Raw genomic sequence first — 11,920 nt, 5'->3', positions numbered from 1 at the left:
AACACACCGGTTTTTCGGGGGGATTACCACAGTATAAAGACCGCTACCGATCGATACATTATCAATCCGCACTTTCCCAAAATTATCTTTATACTTCTCTGGTGAGATCAAATGTGCGCCATTGCCCTGAGCCGCAACAACTTCTGACGGATTCATGTCCCATTTAGTATTTCCATAACCAATACCCTTAGCGAATGAGAGCAGAGGTAAAGTTAGAATCACGAAAGCCATTAGTAATTTTTTCATTCCATCCCCACGAATTGAGTTTATTAATTGTGAACCAGTTTACAATTATCCCATTGCTCAGTGCTTCTTGCGATGCGGTCACTAATTGCAAAGTTCATCAGCGACGAATCATAGGCATACACTTTGCTTTTATCATCTGCCATCATCAACTTACCGTTAGTTTTCAGCTTTGGTGAGAGCAGGTATGTACCGTTTAAACGGTTAGCTTTGAAGCTATCGACATACAACGTTACCTCTGCACTACCCAGCACACGTAAAGCACCTATTCTACCATTCTGTACTGCTGCAATAGCGTACTGACAGAGATAGGTTTTCGCAGTTGAAGCTGTGTTTTTTCCCTCAACCTTCGCTGAAGGGGAATGTGAAGAGGAGTTAGGGATTGAACTATGAAGAGAAGATGATGGGTAAGAGTAAGAATAATTTTTATACGCAGAAGAGGTACTTGATCCAATCCTGCACGTTTTTCCAACCGCAATGCACGAATTACCGCATGGTATACCTTTCTTGCAGTTCTTCGCGTATGTAGAGAACGACAACCCAGCTAATAGAAATGTACCAATGGTTATCCTAACCAACGAAGACCAGCTCATAAACCACCCTTCTTTTAAGATTTTCCCTACATAGTACCATACTTAAATTAAGGGAATAGCAGCCAATAAGCCCGTTGGTGGTAAGACAACGCGCGGAGCCGTTAGGCGACAACATCAGGGTATGTCAGACAGTGAAGTTTATCAGGATGACCATGTACCCGAAGGAGCGAGGCCGAACCGCTGGCAGAGCCTGCATTTCGTGTGCAGGGACGTAAGAACACTACGTGAGCGTAGCGAACACCACCATAAAACCTGTTTATTCCCTGCAACGTCATCTCGACGTGTGGCATGTGGGAGCATCGGCAAAAAATGCGCTTCACTGTAAGTGTTTGGTATAGGATTTAGAGACGGCGGCACGTCTTCCGGCTTCAAAGGGGGGCATACAGGCGTATGCAGTACAAGGTTGAGCCTGGTAACTACTTGCCACTGCGTGATAACATACCATAAGCCATTAACAATCACAGTGGCTTTTGTACTTGATGAGAAACTGACATTTCTTACATGCAAATGAGGCGGGATTTTCACACTAACTCATTGATTTATAAGAAATTTAAGTGATTGGTGCCGAAGGCCGGACTCGAACCGGCACGTATTTCTACGGTTGATTTTGAATCAACTGCGTCTACCGATTTCGCCACTCCGGCACGGAAGGGATGCGGAAAACGTTGTGGATTATACCTGTCGTGCGCCACCATGCAAGCGCCAGCGTGTACCTGAAGCGCTAAGTGTTGAAAATTTCAGCATTACCTTTCGTACCTGCAACCAGCATCACGGTTTAGCCCATGCAACCATCACCCTAATCCCCCCCTTCTGCGAAGCACCCTATTTCCCCATGCTCTACACTTCCTGTTCAACACCACACTGAGGGAAACACGATGTCGATGATAAAAAGCTACGCCGCAAAAGAGGCGGGCAGCGAACTCGAACTCTATGAATATGATGCAGGCGAGCTAAAGCCGGAAGATGTCGAAGTACAGGTCGAATACTGCGGTATCTGCCATTCCGATTTGTCGATGATCGACAACGAATGGGGGTTCTCTCAGTATCCGCTGGTTGCCGGGCATGAGGTGATTGGTCGCGTGGCGGCGCTCGGCAGTGCGGCGCAGGATAAAGGCCTGAAGGTCGGCCAGCGTGTCGGCATCGGCTGGACGGCGCGCAGCTGCGGGCACTGCGATGCCTGTATCAGCGGTAATCAGATTAACTGCCTGGAAGGTGCCGTTCCCACGATCCTCAATCGCGGCGGCTTTGCCGAGAAGCTGCGCGCAGACTGGCAGTGGGTGATCCCGCTGCCGGAGAGCATCGATCATGCGGCTGCCAGTCCATTGCTGTGCGGCGGCATCACGGTGTTCAAACCGCTGCTGATGCACCACATCACCGCCACCAGCCGCGTCGGGGTGATTGGGATCGGCGGCCTGGGGCATATCGCCATTAAGCTGTTGCACGCGATGGGGTGCGAAGTCACCGCGTTCAGCTCCAACCCGGCGAAAGAACAGGAAGTGCTGGCGATGGGGGCCGATAAAGTGGTTAACAGCCGCGATCCGGAGGCGCTAAAAGCGCTGGCGGGCCAGTTCGATCTCATCATTAATACGGTTAACGTCGATCTCGACTGGCAGCCCTATTTTGAAGCGCTGGCCTACGGCGGTAATTTCCACACCGTCGGCGCGGTGCTGAAGCCGCTGCCAGTGCCGGCGTTTACTTTAATTGCCGGCGATCGCAGCGTCTCCGGTTCGGCAACCGGCACGCCGTTCGAACTGCGCAAGCTGATGAAGTTTGCCGGGCGCAGCAAGGTGTCGCCAGTCACCGAGCAGTACCCGATGTCAAAAATCAATGAAGCTATCCAGCACGTGCGCGACGGCAAAGCCCGTTACCGCGTGGTGCTAAAAGCCGATTTCTGATCGTCTCTGCCGGGTGAAGTATGTCACTCGGCCTTTCCCACCGCTTTGGAATTCTCCTCGCAATCTCCGCAATTTAGCGGTGAAGAGTCCGTCACGGTTGCCTATACTCCAGGCAGGATAAATGGAGGAAATCTCAATGAGCGCACCCCTGTTAATTGCCCGCACGCCGGACACCGAACTGTTTTTACTGCCTGGCATGGCCAACCGCCACGGGCTGATTACCGGCGCGACCGGGACCGGTAAAACCGTCACCTTGCAGAAGCTGGCCGAATCGCTGTCGGAGATCGGCGTGCCGGTGTTTATGGCCGATGTTAAAGGCGACTTAACCGGCGTGGCGCAGGCAGGACAGGCGTCTGAAAAGCTGCTGACCCGCCTGAACAACATCGGTATTACCGACTGGCAGCCGCATGATAATCCGGTCACGGTGTGGGATATCTTCGGTGAGAAAGGTCACCCGGTGCGCGCCACGGTATCGGATCTCGGCCCGCTGCTGCTGGCCCGCCTGCTGAACCTGAACGATGTGCAGTCCGGCGTGCTGGACATTATCTTCCGCATTGCCGATGACCAGGGGCTGCTGCTGCTCGATTTCAAAGACCTGCGGGCTATCACTCAGTACATCGGCGATAACGCTAAATCCTTCCAGAATCAGTACGGCAATATCAGTAGCGCCTCGGTCGGGGCTATCCAGCGCGGGCTACTGTCGCTGGAGCAACAGGGCGCGGCGCACTTCTTTGGCGAGCCGATGCTGGATATCAAAGACTGGATGCGTACCGACGCCAGCGGCAAGGGGATAATCAACATCCTTAGCGCAGAAAAACTGTACCAGATGCCCAAACTGTACGCCGCCAGCCTGCTATGGATGCTCTCCGAGCTGTACGAGCAGTTGCCGGAAGCGGGCGATCTGGAAAAACCCAAGCTGGTGTTCTTCTTCGACGAAGCCCATCTGTTGTTCAACGATGCCCCGCAGGTATTGCTGGATAAAATCGAACAGGTGATCCGCCTTATCCGCTCGAAAGGCGTCGGCGTGTGGTTCGTGTCGCAAAACCCGTCGGATATTCCGGACAACGTGCTCGGTCAGTTGGGTAACCGCGTGCAGCACGCCCTGCGCGCATTCACCCCCAAAGACCAGAAGGCGGTGAAAACCGCGGCACAAACCATGCGAGCCAATCCGGCATTTGATACCGAAAAAGCCATTCAGGAACTGGGGACCGGCGAGGCGCTAATCTCGTTCCTCGATGCCAAAGGCAGTCCGTCGGTGGTGGAGCGGGCGATGGTGATTGCGCCGTGCTCGCGCATGGGACCGGTAACCGACGATGAGCGCAACGGGCTGATTAATCACTCCGCGCTGTACGGCAAATATGAAGAAGAGGTTGACCGTGAGTCGGCCTATGAGCGCTTACAGCAAGGCGTGCAGGCCAGTACTGAGCAGCAAAACACACCTCCCGCCAACGGCAAAGTGGTCGCAGTGGACGACGGTATTCTCGGCGGGCTGAAGGATATCTTGTTTGGTAGCACCGGGCCGCGCGGCGGCAAGCGTGATGGTGTGGTGCAGAGCGTGGCGAAAAGCGCGGCGCGTCAGGTCACCAATCAGATTATTCGTGGCATGTTGGGAAGTTTGATGGGCGGAAGAAAACGCTAGTGCCTGTGTTACTTTGCCAGATAAGGCGTTAACGCCTTATCTGGCCTCCGGGTCCTGAGTAGGCCGGATAAGCGCAGCGCCATCCGGCACTGCGTGTGACGTTGCCGGATGGCGGGCTGTAATTACGATTTACGCAGCATCAGCCACAGGCTTATCAGGAAGAAGCTGGCACTTGGCAGCAGCGCCCCGATAATCGGTGGAATACCGTATACCAGCGTCAGCGGACCAAAGATCTGATCCAGCACGTAGAACACGAAACCGAAGCTAATCCCCGTCACTACACGCACGCCCATCGGCACACTACGCAGCGGGCCAAAGATGAACGACAGCGCCATCAGCATCATCACCGCCACGGACAGCGGCTGGAAGACTTTGCTCCACATGTTGAGCTGGTAGCGTCCGGCGTCCTGGCCGCTGGACTTCAGGTACTTCACGTAATTATGCAGACCGCTGATCGACAGCGCATCCGGATCCAGCGCCACGACACCGAGTTTGTCTGGCGTGAGGTTGGTCTTCCAGGTGCCGCTCACGGTTTGTGAACCGGTAACCTGCTTCGGATCCTGCAGGTTGGACTCATCCACCTGCGACAGACCCCAGACCTTATTGTCTTTATCAAATTTGGCAGACGCCGCATAGCGCACGGACTGCAAACGACGCTGGTCGTTAAAGGTATAAATACTGATACCCCCTAACTCTTCGTCGCCCTTCACCCGCTCGATGTAGACAAAGCTGTCGCCGTCTTTCGCCCACAGCCCTTGCTGGGTAGACAGCAGCGAGCCACCGTACATCTGCTGTGCGCGGTAGTTACGCGCCATCTGTTCACCCTGCGGCGCAACCCATTCCCCGATGGCCATCGTCAACAGCACCAGCGGAATAGCGGTTTTCATCACCGACAGCGCAACCTGCATGCGGGTAAAACCAGACGCCTGCATCACCACCAGTTCACTGCGCTGGGCCAGCATGCCCAATCCCAGCAGCGCGCCGAGCAGCGCCGCCATCGGGAAGAAGATCTGAATGTCTTTAGGGGCACTGAGCAGCGTATACAGCCCGGCCCCCATCGCGTCGTAGCTCCCCTGCCCGGCCTTTTTCAACTGGTCAACAAACTTGATGATGCCGGAGAGCGACACCAGCATGAACAACGTCATCATGATGGTGGTAAAAATGGTTTTACCGATATAGCGGTCAAGTACACCAAAGGGCTGCATTATACCGCTCCTTTACGCAGAAAACGGGCACGCAAGCGGCGCACAGGCACCGTATCCCACAGGTTAAGCGCAATCGCCAGAGCCAGATAACTCAGGTTAACCGTCCACATCCAGAACACTGGATCCAGTTTCCCTTTGCCACCATTCGACTTCAGTGAGGTCTGGATCAGGAAGAACATCAGATACAGCAGCATGGCGGGCAGCATCGACAGTACGCGTCCCTGACGTGGATTCACCACACTCAGCGGTACCACCATCAGCGCCATCATAAACACGGTGAATACTAACGTGATACGCCAGTGCAGCTCCGCACGGGCGCGATCGGTGTCGGTGGTCCACAGCGTGTGCATACTCATCTGGTCGGTATCGTTCGGATCCAGCGCCACGGCCTGATGGCCAATAATTGCCTGATAGTCCTTGAAGTCGGTAATGCGGAAGTCACGCAGCAGCGCGGTCCCTTCAAAGCGCGTACCTTCGTTCAGCGACACCACCTGGGAGCCATCGCGCAGTTGCGTCAGATGTCCGGAATCGGCCACGACCACGGAAGGACGGGCGTTACCTTTTGGGCGGATCTGCGCGAGGAACACATCTTTGAAATTACTGCCATCGACGCTTTCGATAAACAGCACCGAGCTGCCGTTAGTGGCCTGCTGGAACTGTCCCTGCGCGAGTGCCGCCATGCCGGGGTTCGCTTTCGCTTCCGCCAGCACTTCGTCCTGATGCTTTGAAGACCAGGGCCCCGCCCACATCACGTTGATCGCCGCAAAGATACTGGTAAACAGCGCCAGCACCATCGCCGCTTTCACCAGTACGGCCTTACTCAGCCCGCAGGCGTGCATCACCGTAATTTCACTTTCGGTATACAGTTTGCCCAGCGTCATGAGCAGCCCGAGGAACAGGCTTAATGGCAAGATAAGTTGCGCCATTTCTGGCACGCCCAGCCCCAGCAGCGAGAGCACCAGATTTGCCGGGATGTCACCGTCAACCGCCGCACCGAGGATCCTGACCAGCTTTTGACAAAAGAAGATCAACAGCAGGATGAATAGGATCGCAAGTTGGCTTTTGAGCGTTTCCCGTACCAGATATCTTATGATTATCACTTTAAATACGCCCGTAAAAACCCGTCTTTTGCAGGAAAATAGCTTGTTTCATGGCTTAAACGTCATTTATTCTCTTGAGTCGTCGAAATCGTCGCTAAGATCATTATACTCAACGGATCCACCTCTCAGAAATTGTTCTGACGTGCCAATGCCGTAATAACGTTAAGATTAACACGAAGTCACCGCAACAGCGGGTATGAGTTACGAAAGCTTGCAATTCTATCCGTAGCCACCGCCGTTGTCTTTAAGATTCAGGAGCGTAGTGCATGGAGTTCAGTGTAAAAAGCGGTAGCCCAGAGAAACAGCGGAGTGCCTGCATCGTCGTGGGCGTCTTTGAACCACGCCGCCTTTCTCCGATTGCAGAGCAGCTCGATAAGATCAGCGACGGGTACATCAGCGCCCTGCTGCGTCGTGGCGAACTGGAAGGCAAACCGGGTCAGACCCTGTTGCTACACCACGTTCCTAACGTTCTGTCTGAGCGCATTCTTCTCATTGGTTGTGGCAAAGAGCGTGAGCTTGATGAGCGCCAGTACAAGCAGGTTATTCAGAAAACCATCAATACTCTGAATGATACCGGCTCCATGGAAGCCGTCTGCTTCCTGACCGAACTGCACGTTAAAGGCCGTAACAACTACTGGAAAGTGCGTCAGGCTGTCGAGACAGCACAAGAGACCCTCTACAGTTTTGATCAGTTGAAGACCAACAAAAGCGAGCCACGTCGCCCGCTGCGTAAAATGGTGTTCAACGTCCCTACCCGCCGTGAACTGACCAGCGGCGAGCGCGCCATTCAGCACGGCCTGGCGATCGCCGCCGGTATTAAAGCCGCGAAAGATCTCGGCAACATGCCGCCGAACATCTGTAACGCAGCGTACCTGGCTTCTCAGGCGCGTCAACTGGCCGACAGCTACAGCAAAAATGTCGTCACGCGCGTCATTGGCGAGCAGCAGATGAAAGAGCTAGGTATGCACTCTTATCTTGCCGTCGGCCAGGGTTCGCAGAACGAGTCCTTGATGTCGGTTATCGAGTACAAAGGCAACCCGTCAGAAGACGTGCGCCCGATTGTGCTGGTCGGTAAAGGGCTAACCTTTGACTCCGGCGGTATTTCCATCAAGCCTGCCGAAGGCATGGATGAAATGAAATACGACATGTGCGGCGCGGCGGCAGTGTACGGCGTGATGCGCATGGTGGCGGAACTTCAGTTACCCATCAACGTTGTCGGCGTGCTGGCGGGCTGTGAAAACATGCCTGGCGGGCGCGCGTATCGTCCGGGTGATGTGTTAACCACCATGTCCGGTCAGACTGTTGAAGTACTGAACACCGATGCCGAAGGCCGCCTGGTGCTGTGCGACGTGTTAACCTATGTCGAGCGTTTCGAACCTGAAGCGGTCATCGACGTCGCCACCCTGACCGGTGCCTGCGTGATTGCGCTGGGTCATCACATCACTGGCCTGATGTCGAACCACAACCCGCTGGCGCACGAGCTGATTGGCGCGTCCGAACAGGCGGGCGATCGCGCATGGCGTTTACCGCTGGGTGATGAGTTCCAGGAACAGCTGGAGTCCAACTTCGCAGATATGGCGAACATCGGCGGACGCCCTGGTGGCGCGATTACCGCTGGCTGCTTCCTGTCGCGCTTTACCCGTAAGTACAACTGGGCACACCTCGACATCGCGGGAACCGCCTGGCGTTCAGGAAAAGCCAAAGGTGCAACCGGTCGTCCGGTGGCGCTGCTGTCGCAGTTCCTGCTCAATCGCGCCGGGTTTAACGGCGAAGAGTAAGTTTGCTTGATTGCCGGATGGCGCTACGCTTATCCGGCCTACAGTGAGTATTTAACCGTAGGCCGGATAAGCGTAGCGCCATCCGGCTTTGCATTTAAATCCACAACAAGAAGCCCCATATTATGAGAAACGCAACGTTCTATCTTCTGGATAACGACACACAACAAGATGGCTTAAGCGCCGTTGAACAACTGGTGTGTGAAATTGCCGCAGAACGTTGGCGCGCGGGCAAGCGCGTACTGATCGCCTGTGAAGACGAAAAACAGGCTATTCGGCTGGATGAAGCGCTGTGGGCAAGACCGGCAGAAAGCTTCGTGCCGCATAATCTAGCGGGGGAAGGTCCACGTGGTGGTGCTCCGGTCGAAATAGCCTGGCCAGAAAAACGCAACAGCAGCCCACGCGATCTGCTGATCAGTTTGCGCGTCGGCTTTGTAGATTTTGCCACCGCTTTCACAGAAGTGGTAGACTTCGTCCCTTATGAAGATTCTTTGAAACAATCGGCACGCGAGCGCTACAAAGCTTACCGCGTGGCTGGTTTTAACCTGAATACGGCAACCTGGAAATAATGGAAAAGACATACAACCCACAAGATATCGAACAGCCGCTTTACGAGCACTGGGAAAAGCAGGGCTATTTCAAACCTAACGGCGATGAAAGCAAAGAGTCCTTCTGCATCATGATCCCGCCGCCGAACGTCACCGGCAGTTTGCATATGGGTCATGCTTTCCAGCAAACCATCATGGACACCATGATTCGCTACCAGCGCATGCAGGGTAAAAACACCCTGTGGCAGGCCGGTACCGACCACGCGGGTATCGCCACCCAAATGGTGGTTGAGCGTAAGATTGCCGCTGAAGAAGGTAAAACCCGTCACGACTACGGTCGCGATGCGTTTATCGATAAAATCTGGCAGTGGAAAGCGGAATCCGGCGGTACCATTACCCGTCAGATGCGCCGTCTGGGCAACTCCGTGGACTGGGAGCGCGAGCGCTTCACCATGGACGAAGGTCTTTCCAATGCCGTGAAAGAAGTCTTTGTTCGCCTGTACAAAGAAGACCTGATTTACCGTGGCAAGCGCCTGGTAAACTGGGACCCGAAACTGCGCACCGCCATCTCCGATCTGGAAGTAGAAAACCGCGAGTCAAAAGGCTCAATGTGGCACATCCGCTATCCGCTGGCTGACGGCGCAAAAACCGCAGACGGGAAAGATTATCTGGTGGTCGCCACCACGCGTCCGGAAACCGTGCTGGGCGATACCGGTGTGGCCGTCAACCCGGAAGATCCGCGTTATAAAGATCTGATCGGCAAATTCGTTATCCTGCCGCTGGTTAACCGCCGTATTCCGATTGTTGGTGATGAACACGCCGATATGGAAAAAGGCACCGGCTGCGTGAAGATCACCCCGGCGCACGACTTTAACGACTATGAAGTCGGTAAACGTCACGGCCTGCCGATGATCAACATCCTGACCTTTGACGGCGACATCCGCGAAACCGCGGAAGTGTACGACATCAAAGGCGAAGAATCTGACGTCTATTCCAACGCGATCCCGGCTGAGTTCCAGAAGCTGGAGCGCTTTGCCGCACGTAAAGCGGTGGTTGCTGCTATCGACGCGCTGGGCCTGCTGGAAGAGATTAAACCGCACGACCTGACCGTGCCTTACGGCGACCGTGGCGGCGTGGTTATCGAACCGATGCTAACCGACCAGTGGTACGTCCGTGCCGACGTGCTGGCAAAACCGGCGGTAGAAGCGGTTGAGAACGGCGACATTCAGTTCGTGCCGAAGCAGTACGAAAACATGTATTTCTCCTGGATGCGTGATATCCAGGACTGGTGTATCTCCCGTCAGCTGTGGTGGGGTCACCGCATCCCGGCCTGGTATGACAACGACGGCAACGTCTATGTCGGCCGTACCGAAGACGAAGTACGTCAGGAAAACAACCTCGGCGCCGACGTTGCGCTGCGTCAGGACGAAGACGTTCTCGACACCTGGTTCTCCTCCGCGCTGTGGACCTTCTCTACGCTGGGTTGGCCGGAAAACACCGACGCGCTGCGTCAGTTCCACCCAACCAGCGTGATGGTTTCTGGCTTCGACATCATCTTCTTCTGGATTGCCCGCATGATCATGATGACCATGCACTTCATCAAAGATGAAAACGGCAAGCCGCAGGTTCCGTTTAAGACGGTCTACATGACCGGTCTGATTCGTGACGACGAAGGCCAGAAGATGTCCAAGTCCAAGGGTAACGTTATCGACCCGCTGGATATGGTTGATGGTATTTCCCTGCCGGACCTGCTGGAGAAACGTACCGGCAACATGATGCAGCCGCAGCTGGCTGAGAAAATTGCTAAACGTACCGAGAAGCAGTTCCCGGACGGCATCGAGCCGCACGGTACCGACGCCCTGCGTTTCACCCTGGCGGCACTGGCCTCAACCGGTCGCGATATCAACTGGGATATGAAGCGTCTGGAAGGTTACCGTAACTTCTGTAACAAGTTGTGGAACGCCAGCCGCTTTGTGCTGATGAACACTGAAGATCAGGATTGCGGCTTCAACGGCGGTGAAATGACCCTGTCGCTGGCGGACCGTTGGATTCTGGCGGAATTCAACCAGACCATCAAAGCGTACCGCGAGGCACTGGATAACTTCCGCTTCGATATCGCCGCGGGCATTCTGTACGAGTTCACCTGGAACCAGTTCTGCGACTGGTACCTGGAGCTGACCAAGCCGGTCATGACCGGTGGTTCTGAGTCTGAGCTGCGCGGCACCCGCCATACGCTGGTCACCGTGCTGGAAGGTTTGCTGCGCCTGGCGCACCCAATCATCCCATTCATCACCGAAACCATCTGGCAGCGTGTGAAGGTCATTTGCGGTAACACTGCCGACACCATCATGCTGCAGCCGTTCCCGGAATACGATGCGGCGCAGGTTGATGAAGCCGCGTTGGCCGATACCGAATGGCTGAAGCAGGCAATCGTGGCCATCCGTAACATCCGTGCGGAAATGAACATCGCGCCGGGCAAACCGCTGGAGCTGCTGCTGCGTGGTTGCAGCGAAGCCGCGATGCGTCGTGTGAACGACAACCGTAGCTTCTTGCTGAACCTGGCACGTCTGGAAAGCATCACAGTGCTGCCTGCTGATGATAAAGGTCCGGTTTCTGTGACTAAAATTATCGACGGCGCCGAGCTGCTGATCCCGATGGCTGGCCTGATCAATAAAGAAGATGAGCTGGCACGTCTGGCGAAAGAAGTGACCAAAATCGACGGTGAGATTGGCCGCATTGAAGCCAAACTGTCCAACGAAGGCTTTGTCGCACGCGCGCCGGAAGCGGTGATCGCTAAAGAGCGTGAGAAGCTGGAAGGTTACGCTGAAGCGAAAGCGAAGCTGATTGAACAGCAGGCGGTTATTGCCGCGCTGTAAAACTGTTTGCCGGATGGCGCTACGCTTATCCGGCAAACAGGCACCG

The 11,920-nt window shown here is 54.9% G+C and carries 9 protein-coding genes, 1 tRNA gene and 1 pseudogene; 5 read left to right on the top strand and 6 right to left on the bottom strand.

Annotated elements, in window-relative coordinates; genetic code table 11:
- The 3 genes and pseudogenes from FDW88_RS20830 to FDW88_RS20820 all read right to left on the bottom strand — a co-directional run.
- Positions 1–246 (bottom strand): annotated as a pseudogene (locus FDW88_RS20830) (hypothetical protein); the annotation flags it as partial.
- Between the two features lie 23 nt (positions 247–269).
- Positions 270–836, bottom strand: coding sequence for a hypothetical protein (locus FDW88_RS20825; RefSeq protein WP_080528468.1), 567 nt, complete (start codon positions 834–836; stop codon positions 270–272).
- A gap of 559 nt (positions 837–1,395) precedes the next feature.
- Positions 1,396–1,480 (bottom strand) — tRNA-Leu (locus FDW88_RS20820).
- A gap of 231 nt (positions 1,481–1,711) precedes the next feature.
- On the opposite strand from FDW88_RS20820, the gene FDW88_RS20815 reads away from it, so the two are divergent.
- Positions 1,712–2,731: an NAD(P)-dependent alcohol dehydrogenase gene (locus FDW88_RS20815; protein ID WP_137363274.1), complete on the top strand. Its 1,020-nt coding sequence runs from the start codon at positions 1,712–1,714 to the stop codon at positions 2,729–2,731.
- Positions 2,732–2,867: 136 nt separating this feature from the next.
- Positions 2,868–4,370, top strand: a complete 1,503-nt coding sequence (locus tag FDW88_RS20810; protein WP_137363273.1) for a helicase HerA-like C-terminal domain-containing protein — start codon at positions 2,868–2,870, stop codon at positions 4,368–4,370.
- 122 nt (positions 4,371–4,492) lie between these two features.
- On the opposite strand, the gene lptG is transcribed toward FDW88_RS20810, so the two are convergent.
- The 3 genes from lptG to FDW88_RS22605 all read right to left on the bottom strand — a co-directional run bounded on the left by lptG (position 4,493) and on the right by FDW88_RS22605 (position 6,788).
- A complete protein-coding gene (gene lptG, locus FDW88_RS20805; RefSeq protein ID WP_137363272.1) occupies positions 4,493–5,575 on the bottom strand; it encodes an LPS export ABC transporter permease LptG in 1,083 nt (360 codons plus the stop codon).
- The gene (gene lptF / locus FDW88_RS20800; RefSeq protein ID WP_096758488.1) at positions 5,575–6,675 is read right to left on the bottom strand and encodes an LPS export ABC transporter permease LptF; all 1,101 of its coding nucleotides are present in this window, start codon (positions 6,673–6,675) and stop codon (positions 5,575–5,577) included. Before lptF ends, lptG begins: the two co-directional genes overlap by 1 nt.
- 62 nt (positions 6,676–6,737) lie before the next feature.
- On the bottom strand, positions 6,738–6,788 hold the full coding sequence (locus FDW88_RS22605) for a hypothetical protein (RefSeq protein WP_212723231.1): 51 nt from the start codon (positions 6,786–6,788) through the stop codon (positions 6,738–6,740).
- Between the two features lie 153 nt (positions 6,789–6,941).
- Here FDW88_RS22605 and pepA point away from each other — a divergent pair, with 153 nt between their 5' ends.
- The 3 genes from pepA (at position 6,942) to FDW88_RS20785 (ending at position 11,874) form a co-directional block, all read left to right on the top strand.
- Positions 6,942–8,453, top strand: coding sequence for a leucyl aminopeptidase (pepA, locus tag FDW88_RS20795; protein ID WP_115259562.1), 1,512 nt, complete (start codon positions 6,942–6,944; stop codon positions 8,451–8,453).
- Between the two features lie 122 nt (positions 8,454–8,575).
- Positions 8,576–9,019 carry a DNA polymerase III subunit chi gene (gene holC / locus FDW88_RS20790; RefSeq protein ID WP_096758490.1) on the top strand — a complete coding sequence of 148 codons (444 nt, stop codon included), beginning with the start codon at positions 8,576–8,578 and terminating at the stop codon, positions 9,017–9,019.
- Positions 9,019–11,874: a valine--tRNA ligase gene (locus FDW88_RS20785; RefSeq protein ID WP_137363271.1), complete on the top strand. Its 2,856-nt coding sequence runs from the start codon at positions 9,019–9,021 to the stop codon at positions 11,872–11,874. Before holC ends, FDW88_RS20785 begins: the two co-directional genes overlap by 1 nt.
- Positions 11,875–11,920 lie beyond the last annotated feature (46 nt).

The sequence above is a fragment of the Citrobacter sp. wls829 genome (genome assembly GCF_005280825.1).
Taxonomy (GTDB): domain Bacteria; phylum Pseudomonadota; class Gammaproteobacteria; order Enterobacterales; family Enterobacteriaceae; genus Citrobacter; species Citrobacter gillenii.
Note: the sequence above shows the minus strand (reverse complement) of the source record. Positions and strands in the feature narration are given on the sequence as shown.